The organism is Brevundimonas sp. (genome assembly GCF_035627055.1).
In the GTDB taxonomy this organism is placed as follows: Bacteria; Pseudomonadota; Alphaproteobacteria; order Caulobacterales; family Caulobacteraceae; genus Brevundimonas.
On record NZ_DASPMM010000019.1, the window covers coordinates 1 to 17,650 of the forward strand.

General features: G+C 63.6%; 12 protein-coding genes and 1 pseudogene. 2 read left to right on the forward strand and 11 right to left on the reverse strand.

The genetic code is table 11. From position 1 onward, the window contains the following. From nusA to VEA98_RS09975, 9 genes and pseudogenes are all read right to left on the reverse strand, one after another. Positions 1–1,028, reverse strand: a 1,028-nt coding sequence (gene nusA, locus VEA98_RS09940; protein ID WP_324813676.1) for a transcription termination factor NusA, incomplete at its 3' end; no start/stop codon positions are given. Positions 1,029–1,032: 4 nt separating this feature from the next. Then, on the reverse strand, positions 1,033–1,578 hold the full coding sequence (rimP, locus tag VEA98_RS09945; protein WP_324813678.1) for a ribosome maturation factor RimP: 546 nt from the start codon (positions 1,576–1,578) through the stop codon (positions 1,033–1,035). A 116-nt stretch (positions 1,579–1,694) separates the two neighbouring features. Continuing rightward, on the reverse strand, positions 1,695–2,390 hold the full coding sequence (gene trmB / locus VEA98_RS09950) for a tRNA (guanosine(46)-N7)-methyltransferase TrmB (RefSeq protein ID WP_324813680.1): 696 nt from the start codon (positions 2,388–2,390) through the stop codon (positions 1,695–1,697). A 46-nt stretch (positions 2,391–2,436) separates the two neighbouring features. Next, positions 2,437–2,802 carry a hypothetical protein gene (locus VEA98_RS09955; protein ID WP_324813682.1) on the reverse strand — a complete coding sequence of 122 codons (366 nt, stop codon included), beginning with the start codon at positions 2,800–2,802 and terminating at the stop codon, positions 2,437–2,439. A 71-nt stretch (positions 2,803–2,873) separates the two neighbouring features. Further along, entirely contained in the window at positions 2,874–4,070 is a 1,197-nt protein-coding gene (gene metK / locus VEA98_RS09960; RefSeq protein ID WP_324813684.1) for a methionine adenosyltransferase, read from the reverse strand. A gap of 57 nt (positions 4,071–4,127) precedes the next feature. Beyond that, positions 4,128–4,616, reverse strand: a complete 489-nt coding sequence (locus VEA98_RS09965; protein ID WP_324813686.1) for a hypothetical protein — start codon at positions 4,614–4,616, stop codon at positions 4,128–4,130. A gap of 149 nt (positions 4,617–4,765) precedes the next feature. Beyond that, positions 4,766–5,035: a hypothetical protein gene (locus VEA98_RS09970; protein ID WP_324813688.1), complete on the reverse strand. Its 270-nt coding sequence runs from the start codon at positions 5,033–5,035 to the stop codon at positions 4,766–4,768. 109 nt (positions 5,036–5,144) lie between these two features. Next, positions 5,145–5,294 (reverse strand): annotated as a pseudogene (locus VEA98_RS15250) (helix-turn-helix domain-containing protein); the annotation flags it as partial. A gap of 382 nt (positions 5,295–5,676) precedes the next feature. After that, complete coding sequence (locus VEA98_RS09975; protein ID WP_324813691.1) at positions 5,677–13,116, reverse strand: peptidoglycan DD-metalloendopeptidase family protein; 7,440 nt, start codon at positions 13,114–13,116, stop codon at positions 5,677–5,679. Positions 13,117–13,319: 203 nt separating this feature from the next. On the opposite strand from VEA98_RS09975, the gene VEA98_RS09980 reads away from it, so the two are divergent. Then, complete coding sequence (locus tag VEA98_RS09980; protein WP_324813695.1) at positions 13,320–13,733, forward strand: nuclease; 414 nt, start codon at positions 13,320–13,322, stop codon at positions 13,731–13,733. A 182-nt stretch (positions 13,734–13,915) separates the two neighbouring features. Here VEA98_RS09980 and VEA98_RS09985 read toward each other — a convergent pair whose 3' ends face one another. Further along, a complete protein-coding gene (locus VEA98_RS09985; RefSeq protein ID WP_324813698.1) occupies positions 13,916–15,070 on the reverse strand; it encodes a tyrosine-type recombinase/integrase in 1,155 nt (384 codons plus the stop codon). 301 nt (positions 15,071–15,371) lie between these two features. Continuing rightward, a complete protein-coding gene (locus VEA98_RS09990) occupies positions 15,372–16,874 on the reverse strand; it encodes a hypothetical protein (protein WP_324813700.1) in 1,503 nt (500 codons plus the stop codon). 396 nt (positions 16,875–17,270) lie between these two features. Between VEA98_RS09990 and VEA98_RS09995 the strand changes: the two genes are divergently transcribed. Further along, positions 17,271–17,645, forward strand: coding sequence for a LysR family transcriptional regulator (locus tag VEA98_RS09995; protein ID WP_324813702.1), 375 nt, complete (start codon positions 17,271–17,273; stop codon positions 17,643–17,645). Positions 17,646–17,650: the final 5 nt, after the last annotated feature.

A 17,650-nucleotide genomic window follows, 5' to 3' on the forward strand; every position in this document is an offset into this window, starting at 1 on the left:
AGGCGCACGTTCTGGCCGCGGCGGCCGATGGCCAGCGACAGCTGGTCGTCCGGCACCACCACCTCGACGCGCTCGTCCTCCTCGTCCATCACGACCTTGGAGACTTCGGCCGGGGCCAAGGCGTTGACGATGAAGGTCGCCTCGTCCGGGTTCCACTGGATGATGTCGATCTTCTCGCCCTGCAGCTCGGCGACCACCGCCTGCACGCGCGAGCCGCGCATGCCGACGCAGGCGCCGACCGGGTCGATCGAGGAGTCGTTCGACAGCACGGCCATCTTGGCGCGCGAGCCGGCGTCGCGGGCGGCGGCGCGGATCTCGATCACGCCGTCGTAGACCTCGGGCACTTCCTGGGCGAACAGCTTGGCCATGAAACCGGGATGCGAGCGCGACAGCATGACCTGCGGCCCCTTCGCTTCCGGGCGCACGTCGTAGATGTAGGTGCGGATGCGGTCGCCGATGTTGAACACCTCGCGCGGGATCGAGTCGTTGCGCCGCATGATGCCCTCGCCGCGGCCCAGATCGACGACGGTGTTGCCGTATTCGACGCGCTTGACGGTGCCGTTGACGATCTCGCCGACGCGGTCCTTGAACTCTTCGTACTGGTTGGCGCGCTCGGCGTCGCGAACCTTGCCCATGACGACCTGGCGAGCCATCTGGGTCTGCACCCGGCCGAACTCGAACGGCGGCAGGTTCTCCACGTATTCCTTGCCGACCACGGCTTCCGGATCGCGCTTCAGGGCGTCCTTCAGGCGCACCATGGCGCTGTCGTTGAATTCTTCCAGCTCGTCTTCCGGCTGCCAGTCGTCCTCGACGATGGTGACGTGACGGGTCAGGGCCAGCTCGCCCGACTTGATGTCGATCTTGGCGCGGATGTCGTGGTGGGCGCCGTAGCGCGACTTGGCGCCCTTCTGGATCGCCTCCTCGATCGCCTCGACGACGATCTCCTTGTCGATGTTCTTCTCGCGCGCGACCGCATCGGCGATCTGCAGCAGTTCGAGTCGGTTCGCGGAAACGCCGGCGACAGCCATGCTCTTAGTCCTCGGTCTCAGGTTCGTTGTTGTCGTTACGCGCGGCGCGCTTCTCGGCGCCCGCCTTCATCAGTTCGTCGGTCAGCACCAGCTTGGCGTCGACCAGCCAGGCGAAGGGGATCAGGGCGGTGTCCTCCTCCCCCTCCAGATCGATGGCGATATTCTCCCCGTCGGTTCCGGCGACGGTTCCCTTGAAGCGTTTCCGCCCCTCGATCATCCGGTCCGTCTCTAGCCGCGCCTCGAAGCCTTCGAACAGGTCGAAGTCGCTCTGGCGCGTCAGCGGACGGTCGACGCCGGGCGACGAAACCTCCAGCAGATACTCCCCGCTGATCGGATCGGCGGCGTCCAGCACCTCCGACACGGCGCGGCTCAGCCGGGCGCATTCCTCAACCGCGATATCGTGATCGGAGGGACGTTCGGCCATGATCTGCAGCCGCCGGCGCAGGGTGCCGCCCATCAGCCGCACGCGCACGATGTCGAGGCCGAGGCTTTCCGCCACGGGTTCGATCAGCTCCAGCAGAGCGCGGTCTTCGACGGTCTTGGCCTTCAAGGCTGGATCCCGGACAAAACAAAAGCGGCTGGCCTCCGGGGCCGCCGCTTCAAACGGCGCCGTTGGACGCCGGTCTAACGATGTGAGGGCGCATATAGACCGGCGAAACCGGTTTGTCAGCCCCTGACGAAATCAAGGAAGATCGGCGCGGTGTCGCCCAGCTTCTTCTCCTCGTAGCGTGTCACCACATGGTCGGGCGGGGCCACACGCCAGTCGTTGGCCCGGTCCGCGGTCCATTGAAGCCCCGGCGTCCGCTCGAACCGCTCCAGCGCCCAGTCGGCATAGTCCTTCCAGTCGGTGACGAAGCGCAGCCGCCCGCCGGGCTTGAGCAGGCGCACGATCTCGACCGCCAATTCGTCCTGCACCAGCCGCCGCTTGTTGTGCCGCGCCTTGTGCCAGGGATCGGGGAACAGGATCATCACCCGGTCCAGACAGCCGTCAGGCAGGGCCGCCATCACGTCGCGGGCGTCGCCGGCGTGCAGCCGGACATTCTTCAGCCCGCGCTCGTCGATATGGCGCAGAGCCGAGCCGACGCCGTTCAGGAACGGCTCGCAGCCGATCATCAGGGCCTCGGGATGACGGCTCGCCTGCTCGGCCAGATGCTCGCCGCCGCCGAAGCCGATCTCGAGCCAGACCTCTCTCGCCCCCGGCGCCAACGCCTGCGGATCGATCGGCCCCGCCAGCGGATCGGGCACGGCGACGGAGGGCAGCAGGGTGTCGAACAGGGCGGCCTGCCGCGGCTTCAGGGCGCGCGACTTGATGCGGCCGAACGAGCGGAGGGGGCCCCGGATCGGGGGGGTGGAGGCGGACATGCGCGGGCCTATAGCCGCCCGCGCGGCCGCTGTCGCCCGCGACGGATCAGTTGGGAGCGGACGCGGGAGCGGCGGCGGGCGCCGTGGCGGGCGCGGCGGCGGCCTCCGCGTCGCACACCCGGTTGATCCCGGCCAGCAGCCGCCGGTCGTTGGCCCGCGTGGCCAGCGCCCGCGCGCCGTCGCAGTCGCCGTTGTTGATCAGGGCGGCGGCCTCCTCGGCGCGGCGCACGACGCGCGGATTGCGGCTCTCGCGCCAGGCGTCCTGCTGCTGCTCCATGCCCTGCATCCGGATGTCGTTGCTGAAGCGCTCGAACGTACCTTGGGTCTGCATGCGGCCGATGGCGGCCGAATCCTGCCCCCACGCCGGCAGGGCGACCGCCGCAAGGGCGAGAACGAGCATCTGGGTCTTCATGTCCGGCCTCCGTCTGGAACCCGATCACACCGCCGAACGCCGTTCAACGTCAAGTTAAATCCTGGAAGGATTCAGGCGAGCGCCTTGAGCTTCCCGACCAGATCTGTCCGCTCCCACGAGAACCCTCCGTCGGCCTCCGGCGCGCGCCCGAAATGGCCATAGGCCGCGGTCCGCGCATAGATCGGCCGGTTCAGGCCCAGATGCTCGCGGATGGCCCTCGGCGTGGCGCCGCCGATCATCTTCGGCAGCTCGGCCTCCAGCACCGCCGGATCGATCCGGCCGGTGCCGTGCAGGTCGACGTGCACAGACAGCGGGTGCGACACGCCGATCGCGTAGCTCAGCTGGATGGTGCAGCGGTCAGCCAGGCCGGCGGCGACGACGTTCTTGGCCAGGTAGCGGGCGGCGTAGGCGGCCGAGCGGTCGACCTTGGTCGGGTCCTTGCCCGAGAAGGCGCCGCCGCCGTGCGGGGCCGCGCCGCCGTAGGTGTCGACGATGATCTTGCGCCCGGTCAGGCCGGCGTCCCCGTCAGGTCCGCCGATCTCGAACGAACCGGTCGGATTGACGTGCCACTCGGTCTCGTTGGTGATGAAGCCGTCCGGCAGCACCTCGCGGATGTACGGCTTCACGATCGCGGCCACATCGTCCGACGACAGCCCCGGCGCATGCTGGGTGGACAGCACGATCGAGGTCGCCCGCACCGGCTTGCCGTTCTCGTAATAGAGGGTCACCTGGCTCTTGGCGTCCGGCTCCAGCTTCGGCTCCTTGCCGGCATGGCGCGCCTCGGCCAGCTTCCGGAGGATGTTGTGGCTGTACTGCAGCGTCGCCGGCATCAGCTCCGGCGTCTCGTTCGAGGCGTAGCCGAACATGATGCCCTGGTCGCCGGCGCCCTCGTCCTTGTCGCCGGAGGCGTCGACGCCCTGGGCGATGTGGGCCGACTGCGGGTGCAGGTGGTTCTCGAAGGTCAGCTTCTCCCAGTGGAAGCCGTCCTGCTCGTAACCGATGTCGCGCACGACCGTGCGGACCGTGGCCTCGATCTCGTCCTTCACGCCCGGGGCCCACTCGCCCTTCGTGTCCATGATGCCCCGGCCGCGGATCTCGCCCGCCAGGACCACCAGATTGGTCGTGGTCAGGGTCTCGCACGCCACCCGCGCCTCCGGATCCTTGGACAGGAACAGGTCGACGATGGCGTCTGAAATCTGGTCTGCGACCTTGTCGGGATGTCCTTCGGACACGCTTTCGGAGGTGAACAGAAAGGACGAACGGGCCAAGGCGGACTCCTGGAGCGCGGGAACGGCCGCCAGACATATAAAGATATGTTTATATGTTCAAGGCGCGGGCGCGTGTCGCCCGAAAGGATTCCAGATGGTCAGCCCCCGGGCGGCCGTCTCCCCCGCCAGCCAGCGCTCGCCGACGCCCGCCAGCAGGACCAGGTCGAGCATCAGGGCCAGGCCCAGGTGGGCCGAGATTTCCGCCCGGCCGCGCATGGGCGGGACGAACGGCAGGGACAGATAGACCAGCACGCCCAGCACCATCACCGCCGAGGCCGCGAACGGCCACCAGCGGTTCCCCTTCAGCGCCAGCACCAGGAAGGCCACCAGCAAGGCGGCCTCGACGGCCGTCTCGTAGACGGGCGCATGCGACACGTCGAAACCAGTCACCGCCTCCGGCATCAGCCCTGCCGGACCGGCCAGGCCCGCGGCCAGCCACGCCAGGGTGACGAGGGCGCCGAAGCGCTCGGGCGGCCCGCCCCCGACCCATGCGGCGAGGGGCGCGACAAGGGTGAAACAGAGCGTGGCGATCTGGAACGGGGTCATGGTCGGGTCTCCGCGCCGAACGCGCCGGCCGGGTCAGAGGCCGGGATTGATGGCCTGGTCGATCGCTTCGGCCTGTCCCGTGTAGGCGACCACCAGGTCCGCGACGGCCTTGATCATGACCGCCGCCAGAACCACGGCGAGCAGCAGGATCAGGAGGCGGAGGCGCCAGCCGCGCGGCGGGGCGCGGTAGCCGAGCCGACCCCCGGCCCGCTCTGCGCTCCCACCTGCGCCATCACCCAGCCGGCGCTCAGCACCTGGCGCAGCAACTCGCGCGGGTTCGCCCCCGCCGCGTCGTCCGCCAGCCCCCTCATCAGATGGCTGCGGACCGGATCGTTCGCCCCCAGCGGACTGAAGGCGTCCAGCGCGGCCTCCAGATCCTCCCACGTCCAGTGGGGAAGCGGCGGACTCGTCAATGCCATGATCGGACTCCCTGTCGAGGGAGGGATCAACGGCCGAAGCGCCCGCGCCGCCAATGGGGTCTTTCGGCCCTGGTACGTTTCGTTCCAGCTGGGCCAGCGCCGCCTTGCGCCGATTGACCCCCATCCGGCGGCAGGCCTCGTGCACATGTTTCTTGACCGTGGCCTCCGACAGACCCAGCCGGGCGGCGATTTCCTTGTCCGTCAGGAACGCGGTGAGCCTCAGACACTCTTCCTGGCGGGCGCTGAGGCGCTTCGACATTCTACGCTCCGGTACAAGCCAGATAGCTACGGCGTGCGAACCGTGTCGTCCAGTATCGGACCCTGACCGGCCCGCCGAAACCCGGCCAGGCGTCAGATCGGATGTCGAAGAAGTGGTGCCGCTTAGGTGACTCGAACACCTGACCCCCGCATTACGAAGGCTACTCCAGCCTCGGACGGGAAGCCTTGCGGACAATGGATCTCGGCCAGATTTTACCGAGGTCGGGCGCCGCAACCCAGCCCCTTCCCAGATTGGCCCGAGGGGCCGGTAGGGTCGGTTCCTATGTTACGCGACTTAACGTGGGAACCGACGAAAATTCGACCTGCGCCATACCTGCCGACATGGCCGTCAAGGCTGGAATCCTAAGCACCGGCGAACAATGTCAGAAGGTCCAACCGTCCCATCCCCAGTCGCCTCGAGTGTAGTGATCGACCACCAGACCCTGCTCGTCTACCCTCAGCATCTGGCCGGACCACCGGTCAAACAGGGCCGCGCGATCCACCCAGATCAACGTCCATCCATCCGGCCCTGGCAGCACTTCGGGCTGATCAAATCCCTTCCCGCCCGCCCAGTCGTCCACGCCTGGCAGCACTTCCCGTCCGCCAAAACCCTTGGTGCCGACAATGAAGACGTCGTCTGCCCCCGGGAGGACCAACGGCGTGTCAGGATCTTTCGAGAACCCGCGATCACCGTCGTCCGCCTCTGGCAATACCTCAGGCCCCGCACCATCCTTGTCGGTTAGGAAGCCGTCCCCGCCGGGGCCGGGCAGCACCAGCGGTCGCTCGCCGTCCCAAGCCCCGCCCGAAAGCAGCGCCTCGGGAATCCGCCCGTCTGTCCAGGCCCGCGCATCGACGTCTGGCCCGTACATCCGGTTCAGCTCCAGCACCCGCCCGTCCCCGAACTGAATGTTCTCGATGCCGGTCAGATGGTCGCCGCCGTCCGGCCCCTTGAGGATGAAATCATCGCCGTTCTGCAGCAGGCGATAGTCGGAATAATTCCCGGAGACGGTCAGGATGTCGTGGCCGGAGCCTCCGTCGATCCAGTCATTGCCTCTCCCCCCGTCAAGCTGGTCGTCGCCGGCCCCTCCGAACAGGAAGTCATCGCTCATTCCGCTTGTCAGGGCATCGACGCCGTCGCCCCCTTGCGCGTAGACCGAGCTCACGCCGGTGACCCCTCGCGTGTTGATTTCGTTCGCCCCCGCCCCGCCGCTTATTTCGAGTGAGATTACCGGACCGGCAAGTCCCCCTTCGACCACGAGCGCCCCGTCTCCAGAAACCTTCAGGCGAAGCACTTCAACATCCGCGACGCCGATCTCGATCGGCGCTTCCAAAGCCTGCAGGGAGCCGTCAGACGCTCCTGAGCCGTTGAGGACGCGAACGAGGAAGCCCACCACTGAGTCTGCAAGGTTGAAGTCGCTAAGGGTCATAACGGTGCTGTTTGCCGTCAGTCCTATGGTCAGGCTGTCCCGGCCCCCTCGGATCCCGAGAACCTCGTGCGGAACGTAGTCCGACAGGTCCACATTGAAGTCGACGTCGCCAGTTGGCGTAACGCAGATCATGGACCCGCCGAAGCAGAGGATTTCGACGTCCTGAAGAGTGTCTACGCCGTCGCGGTCGGTGACTTGGTCCGTTACCCGCATCCGCCCCCCGCCGAGGTCCTGAATGGTGTACTCATCACGCTGCCCCGTGAAGCGGGCAGAGTCGCTCCCCTCCCCACCAATGAGCAGATCATCCCCTTGCCCGCCGTCCAGTGCGTCCTGATCATCGCCACCGGACAGCGTGTCGGCCGCGTGGCCGCCGATCAGGACGTCGTCGCCACTACTCCCTTCCACCCATATCGCGGTCTCTATGCCGGCCCCGGATATGAAATCCCGATATTCGCTTCCGAACAGGACGGGGTCGAGACCGTGAAGATTGGCCGCGGACCCGATCTGGAAATGGCCTCCGACGAACTGCGGCAGGAATCCTGTTCCCTCCCACTGGTACAGCAGATTGGCGCTGAGCGGCGAATCGGCCATCAGTTCGAGATGCCGCAGGTATCGGTCCAGTTGGTGTCCGGATAGGGCAACATCTGCGAGACCGTAGTCGTCCAAGATTAATCTGGCGGCTGCGTGGAAATTGCCGTCCGAAGCACCGACGACATCCTGTTCGTGAGTGATGTGAAAGAACCTTTGCGGATCAAGTTGCTGGGTAAGCGTGACCGATCCAGGGGAGCCAAAGAAAACTCCCCCATCGAATTGAGAAGGATAGTCGTGTGCAAATCCTTCAGCTACGGCCCCGCCTAGGCTGTGACCGGTAACGAATAGTTCGGCACCGCGATCACGGGCGAACTGGAAGACGGCCGCGACGAATGGAGCAAAAGGGGCCATTACCGCGTCGAGGTCGCCGAGCAAGATCCGTAAGTCCGATCCGATCCAATCGCCGATTTCCGCAAGTTCAGGTTCGGATCCCCTGAATGAGAGTATCACCTGACCGTTGTGTTCATTGTAGGCCACGAAGGCTTGCAGTCTGTGTAGGCCGAGATGGACTGAAAAGTAGCCGGAATCGTCGAACATACTCGCCGGCAGTTTCAATTCCTCGTAGCTCGGCAAACTCCAGCCGGCCATTGAAGGCCGACAATGCTCTCCGTTGAACGGGGAGCGCTCCCAAAGGTCGCCTTCCTCGTATGCCAGATCGGAAAACTCGGCCAACAGGTACGCCATTTCGACGTCCATTGGGGGCGGGTCCGAAAGCCGGTAGCGCTGTCCATAAACCCCGGAGCCGGAACCGTCCGTTCTTCCTAAAGCGATCAGAATCTCGCCGTACCCCATGGCCGAGATGTCGCTCAAAGCCCCGTCACTCAGCACGAACTCGCCGCCCAAAGCCAAGCCCGAAGCGCTATAGAGTTGGGCGTGGACTCTCGAATCGGAAGTCCAAGCAACTAGGAAGCCGCCGTCCTCTAGGACCAATATTCGCTGGCCCGACTGATTTCCATCCGTTTCCGTATTGACTCGAAACTCTTCTCGGATGGATGCGCCAAATGCATCGTAGACCTGTGCATATATCCCGAAGGCGGACCCGTCTTGTTGAAAAGATTCCCAAGTGACAACAAAACCGCCCCCGTCCAAGGCGGCAAGCTGCGGGCTAACCTGGTGATTGATTGTGTAAGTGTTGACCCGGAAGTTCGCACCGATAGGTTGAGCAAAGGCATTATAGACTTGGGCGTAGAGGCCTTCATTTGAGCCATCCTGAGCATGCCATATCAGGACAAAGCCGCCATCCGTCAAAGCTTGAATCGACGGAGAATACTGATGGCCATTTGTCTCGGCACTGGCGCGAATCTCGACACCAGTAGGTAGATGCGCGGAGTTAAATACTTGGGCAAAAATTCCTTGCCCCTCACTCCAAGTTACAACAAATCCGCCGTCGTCAAGAACTGAGACTTTCTGCTCCCCTTTGGGGTGACTTGAGTCGGCGCTCACTTGGATCAAGTTGCCAGCGGGTTGGCCGGTCTGATCGAACACTTGAGCGTACACCGCTCCGCCCCAGCCATCGGGCCCAGGGGAGACCCAAGTCAAGACAAAACGCCCGTCCGAAAATTTGGCAAGTTGTGGATAACTAGACCCGTACTGACTTAGCCGTAGTTCAGGACCAACTAAGCCGCCGAGAGCATCGTAGGCTTGGGCATAAACGCCGTCATTGTGAGCGCCCTCTTCGTAAGACACCCAAGTGACAACAAAACCGCCCCCAGGGAGTGTTAACACCTGGTGGCCCTCTTGTTCGCCCGTTGTAGCTGTGTTGACGCGAAACTCACTGCCGACTGGGGCGCCAGCAGCGTCATAGACTTGCGCGTAGACGCCCCAGTTTGGACCTTCCTGGCCCCAGGACGCCCAGGTGACGACGAAGCCGCCGCCCTCAAGGACGCCGATCTTGGGCCCGACCTGCTCGTCGTTTGTATGGGTGTTAACCCGGAATCCGCTACCGACCGGCTTTAGCTGGGAGGCTCCGGCGGTGGCCGTGAAAAGACCATCTCGCTCGTCGCCGTTGTTCCGGCTGCTCCTGTGGCCGTAGTGTTCGGGGATAAGCCCCTGTTCTTCTGCAGTACGCATCTGGCTTTGCCACCGGTCCAGCAGACCTGTCCGGTCATATGCGAAGGAAGTCCGTCCTTCGGACCCTGGCAAAACCTCCGGCTGATCGGAACCCTTTGCACCTTGGTAGCTCGTGTCATCCGCACGAGGGAGGACCAGTGGCCGAGGCCCACCCGCTTCTCCGCCCGACAGCAGCGCCTCCGGAATCCGGCCGTCCGCCCACGCCCGGGTATCGACGTCCGGCCCGTACATCCGGTTCAGTTCCAGCACCCGCCCGTCGCTGAAGCGGATACTCTCGACCCCGGTCAAACGGTCGCCGCCGTCCTGTCCCTTGAGGATGAAGTCGTCGCCGTTCATCAGCAGGCGGAAGCTGGAGGCCACGCCGGAGACGGTCAGGATGTCGTGGCCTGAGCCGCCGTCAATCCAGTCGTTACCGAGGCCGCCGATCAGCGTGTCGTTGCCGTCTCCCCCGTCTAGTCGGTCGTCAAAGGTACCGCCTGTGAGGTGGTCCTCTCCAGCGCCGCCATGAGCGCTTACTGACTGATCGTGTCGAGCAGCGTCGATGACGTCGTCGCCGTCCAGGCCAAAGACGCTCACCGCAGAACCACCAAGCTCACTCGCGCCCAACGCGTCCAGCGAAATTGCGTCGTCCCCGTCTCCGCCACTCACTCGGATCGATTCGAAACCGCTAAGGATCAAGTCGGTTTCCAGCCGGGCCTTTCTTTCAATTCGGACGTCGCCCTCTACACTCGTGACGGAGATCAGATTGGCATGGCCTTCGCTACCTGTGACCTGAGCGACGCTGTTGTCGCCGCCAGAGGAGTACTCCCCGTCATCCTCGTCACTCAAAACGAGAAGGGCAGAACCTGACTGAGCGGAAAACCCTACGCCCGTGGGAAACCGCGCCAACATAAGGTCGGAATTCAGATACCCGCCGGCACGCTGCAGGCTCGCCTGACTTATATCGTTGAAAACGTATATGTTCGGAGTGTCATCACTCACCCGCCACCATTCACTGAAGGGATTAAAAAGCCCACTGAAGAGCCTGACTTCGAAATGGAGGTGCGGCCCTGTCCCCGTGCCCGTGTTGCCGACTACTCCAATTTGGGAACCACTCAGAACAGAATCGCCGTCCCGAAGAAGTGATCCGTCTCTCCGAGCAGGGAGGTCTCTCAAATGGGCGTATAGCGTGTAGAATGTCTGCCCGTTCGCTACTGCCGCATTGTTCGCGGAATCTTCGGTTGAGTGACGTATCAGTATGTAATTTCCCAATCCGCTTCGATTACCGGAATCCGCGACTACTCCGGCCCCAAACGCAAAAACTAGCGAACCTGAAGGTGCCGCGATGTCCGTTCCAGCGTGGGTTAGGGGATAGCTCGGCTGCGGGCCGCCAAGCTCGCCCCAAGACAAGTTGTCTCCAAAATTATGACTGATCCTGCCCCCTGAAACGATGGCTCCCGCCCAGGGGCCAAGCGGCAACTCAAAGTCCCCACTCATTGGCTGGTCGGATACCGGGGTAGCGCTGATCCGATATGTTCCAGTTCCGTCTGAGGTCGCCGAACCCGCCGACAGGTAGTAGACGCCCGACCCGGGTGCCCGAAAATTGATCTGTGCGTTCTGACCCTCGCCGTCATTATTGCTGAACGCCTGAGGGACCGGGTTGCCCGAACCGTCGCGCAGTCGCAGGAAGGGATCTATCAGAGAACCCTGACCGGTCGGGCTCCCTTCCAAGTCGAACTGATAGATCACTCCCTCCGTTAAAGTGATCCTGAACCAATCGGTGTCGCCGGCCGTCTCAATGGTTCCGGTGCGAAATCCATCTTCGCCCACGGCACCCACCGTTGAGATCGAGGCTGAGAAATCGTCAGTCGGTGCGGTACTCTGTTGGACGCTGACCCGGTAGGTCCCTGTTCCGATCGCCGTCGCCGATCCGGCCGAGAGGTAGTAGGTGCCGGAGGTGGTCGCCGTAAATGTCAACTGGGCGTTGAGGCCTGGGCCGCTGTCGTCGTCAAAGGTTATCGGGTTCCCTGCACTGTCCCTCAGCCGCAGGAAGGGATCGGCAAGCCCCCCGGGTCCAGCCGGCGGGGGAGGAGACCCGAACGTGTCCAGATCGAACTGGTAGGTCAGACCAGCAGTGAGTGTGATCCGAAACCAATCGGTGTCCCCGGCAATCTCTATGGTGCCTGTTTTAGGCCCGTCGACGCTAACTGTTCCGGTCGTGGTGATCGAACCGGCATAGTCGTCTGTCGGTGACCCCGTCGCCTGGAATCGCCGACCGTATACGCCGTAGCCGGAGCCGTCCTGGCCATCGGACGTCCAGGCAATGACGAAGCCGCCACTATCGAGGGCAGCAATTCGGGGGAGGAACTGGTCACCAACCACATGGGTATTAACTGTGAACTCGTCGCCGAGTGCTTCTCCCCCAGCGCTATAGACTTGGGCAATGACTCCGTTGCCGGAACCATCGTGGACGCCAGAGCCATCCTGATACCAAGGATCCCAGGTGACGAGAAAGCCGCCGTCCATCAAGGCAGTTAGCTGCGATTGAGGATGGACCCGAAACTCCACACCCACGCGGGCGCCCGAGGCATCATAGACTTGAGCGCGGGCCTGTACTTCGCCTTGGTATATCGAATGCCAGAAGACGACGAAGCCGCCGTCTGTCAGCGCGACAATCTGTGAATTGCGTTGGTCGCCGACCGTTTCATTGTTGACTTGGAACTCGCCGCCGAGTGGGATCCCCGCCTCGCTAAAGACTTGGCCATAGAGTCCGTAACCGTCCTGATCAAATGATTCCCAAACAACGACGAAGCCGCCGCCCTTTACGGCCGTGATCCGATTGTTGTCTTGAAAACTGTATGTGGTCGTGTTGACCCGGAACTCGGCACCCACTGGCACGCCCGAGGCGCTATAGACTTGAGCAAAAGTCCCAGAGCCGGGGCCGTCTTGATCTCTGGAGGTCCACGTAACGACGAAGCCGCCGCCCTCTAAGGCCGCCATTTGGGGATAAGCCTGCGAGGAGTCTACGAAAGTGTTGACGCGGAACTGCACGCCCTCCGCGACGCCCCCCGCACCGTATATCTGAGCGTAAACGTTGTGGCTTGAACCGTTCTGGTCAAAGGACGTCCAAGCGATAACGAAGCCGCCGCCCTCTAGGGGCACGAGAACGTTGTTGGTGGTGGCGGTGTATGGGACGACTTGGAACTCGGCGCTCAAGGGCGTTCCCGTGGCATCATAGACTTCGGCATAAACGCCGCCTTGATCGGGGTTCCACCAGGTGATGACGAAGCCACCCCCCTCAAGCGCGATGACGTTCTGAACTGCTTGAACGCCGGTCGTATAAGTGTTCACCCGGAATTCGCGTCCCGCGGGTAAGCCGGTGGCGTCATAGACTTGGGCGTAGGCACCGTAGCTGGAGCCGTCTTGACCGTTGGAAGTCCAGACAATGACAAAACCGCCCCCTTCGAGTGCCGCGATCTCCGGCCCCTCCTGATTGCCCTCCGTATATGTATTGACCCGGAACTCTCCGCCGGCCGCAACAGCAGTTGCTATGGGGGACGTTGAACCAGTGGGAGCTTGGTCCCCCAGCCGTGTTGCCACGTAGTCCCCTGCGCGCGTCCCCGGCCTTAGAGATTGCAGCGAACCGAGTGCAGGAACATTCGGGGTTGGCTGCGGTAGCGGGCAACAATGCCCGGTAGGACCATCGCTTGTTTCGAGGCGCAGGATTGCTTCTGCTCCTTTGCGCATCTGGCGCATGTCGACGCCTCTTTGTCTTGCCGCGACCGGAAACAGAAACCGCACGGCTTAGATAACATCGATCTCGCTGATAGAGGCTGCATTTTTCCGAGAAGGTCGCGATCCGGCGGTGCCCGCTCCTTCCGATTGCAGAAAGCCGATCGAGTTCTGAAGCATGACTGCCTGCACACCAATCCGAAACCACCGGGTGTCAGCCTTGAGTCATGTTCCGGATCATCCTTGCCACGGCACTGCTCTCCCCGACGGCCGCCACGATGGCCCGCGCCGATCCGTGCGAGGGACGGCTTCCGACGCGGCATGGTGAGACGTTCGCCGGAACGGTTCGATATGTCGGAGACGGCGACAGCCTCTGCGTAGGCCGGACGTCGAACCCTAACGAGTGGATTGAGGTTCGCCTGGCCGATTTTGACGCCCCCGAACTTCGGGAGCGGGACGGCCGGCGAGGCCATGAGATTCTGACGCGGCTGGCGCGGGGTCGTCAGGTCAGCTGCACCGCTTCTTGGGGCCGTAGCGGCCGGGTCGTTTCGCACGACCGAGTTATCGCATCCTGTCGACTGAACGGGCAGCGGCTCGGCGATCTGCTGAGGGCGCAGCGAACTCCGCAGGGCGGCAACTAAACCGCATTCCAGATAGCGGCGAGTGCTCGCGGGCTAGGTCACATGCCCCCATTCGCGGCCTCCGCAGCCCGTTTCGTGGAATGTCCAATTAGGCGCGCTGACGTGCACGACGGATCAAAACGAAAAAAAAGGGCCCCCGCCCCGCGAACCAGCCGAAGCCAGCGCGCGAGGCGGGGTAGGGGTTAGGCCGCAGCCTGTTTCGCCGCGCCGGCCTCGACGGCAGCCAGCAGGGTGTCGTTGGCGAGGTGCGAGTACCGCTGCGTCGACTGATAGCTGGCGTGGCCCAGCACCTTCCCGACTGCGAACAAGTCGACGCCGCTGTTAATCATGAAGCTGGCACTGCTGTGCCGCAGGTCGTGGATTCGTAGGCCCGGCAACTTCGCGACCCTAATCGCCCGCTGCCATCCGTGCTTGATCGACACGAAGGGCTTGAGGGTGTCGGGGTTCGGCACCAGCCACGGACAGTCCTTGAAGCGAGGAAGGGCTTCAATGATCGCCAGCGCCGCCGTCGAGAGCGGCACCCGTCGAGGCTTGCCCGTCTTGCTGGTCGGGATCAGCCACGTCCGCTTTTCAACGTCCACATGCTCCCATCGGGCGTCCAGGAGTTCGCGTACCCGGGCGCCGGTGAGGAGCAGCAGTCCCACGATGTGCTGCAGCTGCGTGTTATGAGACTGCGCTGCCGCCTCCCGGAGCCGGGCGGCCTCCTCCGCCGTCAAGAACCGCTCGCAGGCGTTGTCGAAGGCCATCCTGGCCACCCCACGGGTCGGGTTCTTCTCAGCGCCCGGGATGCCCCAGCGCGCGCCCAGCTCCAAGGATCGGCCGAAGATCACCCTGATCTTCTCGACCGTGGCCGGAGCCAGACCCTCGGCACGCTTCTCGGCCAGCCAGTGGGCGACGGCCCGGCTGTTGATGTCGGTCAGCCGGACCTTCCCCCACTTCGGGATGATGTGCCGCCGGACGTACATCTCAGTCGTGGAATAGGACCGCTGATGTAGCTTGGCGTCCGCGAGGTGCATGGCCGACAGCTCCCGGTACAGCGGGATGGCTTTCGCTTCCGCTTTCTTGGCCCCCGGGTCGCCGCCCATCACGGCTTCGGACCGCAACTGCACCGCCCGCTTCTTGGCGGCGGCGAAGGTGACGTCCTCGTAGCGGCCGATCTTGAACTGCTTCTGGCGACCGGCCGGGTCGGGGTAGCGAAGGTAGTAGGTCTTTCCGCCAGTGCAGCGGCATTCCAGCGTGAAGCCGGTAACAGTCTTGTCGTACCAATCGGTCTTCTTCCTGCCGACTTCGCAGCCGGCGTTGGCGACGAACGCAGCGGTAAGGTGAGCCTTGGGCATGGGTAGTCTCCTTGCGTGTTTGATGATCGACGGGCGAGCGCCGTCAGGCCGCCCCGAAGGGCGGTCGGTTGGTGTGGGGTGGTCTGGAGCGGGTCAGGCCCGCGTTGCCCCAGAGTGGGCCGCAGGGGCCACGCGTCGGGGGCGGGGATGGTCGGGCCATGGGGGACCCGGGAGCGGCCTCAGGGGGCCGCGTTTTGGGGCGTGGGTGACGGGCACCGTGCCGAAATCAAAGGGGGAAAGGGGGAGCTACCTCTTTTCCACTTTGCACCGGCCCGAGGGGCGCGGGGCTGGAGGGCGTTGACTACTCCTCGTCCGTCAGGACGCGCCAAGCCTTGCGCTCGCTGCTTTCTCCATCCTCGATCCGGAGGCCGTTCACCCGGACGCCACGGTGGCGCTTGAGATATTGCCCCAGCAGGTGCGGGAGGCTGGCGCCACGCTCGACGACGAGAATCTCATCGATGATTTCCTGGAGTCTAGGCTTACTCCGGGCGTCAGAAAGGAGTTCGCGAACCGTCACGGACTCGTCGTGGTAGATGTCGCGCCACAGCTTCAGGAGCACCGCCAAGGATTCGTTGTCGGAGCTGTCCCTGACCTGATTGATCAGGCTTGAGGCCGGGTCCGGCTCACCCAGCCAGATGAGGGGCTCGCGGCAGAACCTCGACCAGTCTTCATAGGAGCCAATCGATGTAAGGGTGTCGTCACGCCTCCCATGCAGCAGGAAGGCCTGGATGATGGTGAGGGCAAAGCCGACATAGCCAGAACGGTGTTTCGATATCTGCTTATGAGGGTTGTGTTGGAAAGTCCGCAGGCTGGACTTGGCCGCAAGCCTGGTGGTGACCACGCGCCGACGCATGTCTTTGATCGGCCCTGTGTTGTTACCAGTCCCGAGGAACAGCGAATTTGTCCGCGCTGTAGCGGTACCGCTTTTGCCAAGAAGGCGTTCGGTGGTGGTTTGACTGGTCAGCGCCTTGTTGATGGCCCCGAAGGGCTTCCACTCGGTCTGCATGTCGTCAAAGAGGATGACGGGTGGCTTCTCCAGCAGCATAGCCAGAACCACCTTGACGGCCTCAGCCGCTGAGGTGGGGTAACTCGTGACGTAAGGGTGCAAAGGCGTGGCGAACAACACGATGATGCCCGCCAAGAAACTCTTCCCGCTGCCTGAGGTGGCGGCGTTGATGTTGAAGGCCGGCGCTAGCGGAAGGCCTGGACGAATGACCGCCGTAAGCATCGCGCACAGGGCCGCAGACAGATCCTCCGGCTTGTCAAACTCGAACTCCGCCAGCTCGGCCTTCAGCATCATGAGGCACTGGCGCGCCTCGTCCATCGTGGGGGCAGAGATTGCATACTCATTGACGCCGAAGCTGGCGTAGATGCCGGTCGAAGTGTTGAACCCCGGCGTCGTCACCAGCTGCTCGTTGGCGTCAAAGTAGGGCTGATGCGCGATGCCCGTGAGCGTCAGAAGGTGCTTGCGATCCTGAGTGTAGATCAGGGTGTTCAGGAGATGGTGGGGAGGGTTGCACGTCACCCAGTCGCCCTTCGGGTTCGGGCGTTGCCACTCGATCATCTCGGACAGGACGACGTAGAGAGTCTGCGAGTTCACGACCTCGCACTGCACGGAGCCCTTGATCGGGACCAGTCGGGCCAGTTGGCCGCCCGACACGTAGTACAGCCCTGTTTCCGCCAAGACGCGTTCAGCCTCGTACACAGCGAGGTGCTCCTCGCCGGGCGTGATCTGGATGATGAGCTTGGCCTTGATGATGGCCGCCGGATGGGTGGCCACAACAGCGAGCGCGCTGGTGGCCATCGGTGCCCGCAAAGGGGGAGAGGGGGACGTTGCGGCGAGGGATAGGGCCTCCCCCTTCACCTCTTTCATAGGCATCGGCGGCGGGGGCGGTGGCACCCGCAGGTCGGGCGGGGGCGGGGTAGGTCTTGGTCGAAGAACCACGGTTTGATCCTCATGAGGTTGATGGATCGACCCGTCTTCAGACGCCTTCCCGCCGCCTGTTTAATGCGTCGAGTTCGGTGTCGTCCCTCAGGCCGATGGTCAAATCATGAGCGAAAAAATCCGTTTTAAAACAACAATTTCCTGGTCAGTATTCCGTTATGGAAACATGCGCTTTTGGGATTTCCCGCCGCGCTCTATTCCGTTATGGAATGCCGTCGAAGCGTCATCCCAGAGTGGGTGTGGAGCGAGCCAGCCGTGCGAAAGCCGCTAAAACGCAGTTACCCCGAGCTGAAGTTCGGAGACTTGCGCCTGTCCTGGCTGGAGACGTTCGTTGTCGTCTCGCGGTCGGAAAATCGGTCGGTGGCCGCCAAGAAGCTGGGGATCACCCAGAGCGCGGTCACGAAGCACATCCAGAACCTCGAAAGGTGGAGCCAGAAGGTGCTGGTCTATCACGACAGCGTTCCGACAAAGCTGACCGAACAGGGAGAGGCGCTCGTATCGGTCGCGGACAGTGTCGTGGACGTCATGGCGGCTGCGCGAAAGCTCGCGGTGAGTCCGGCAGAGCCAAAAAGGCTCTCGGCCAAAGACCTCCGGGTCCCTCCGAGCGTGCCCAAGCCCTCGAAGGCCTGAAACCT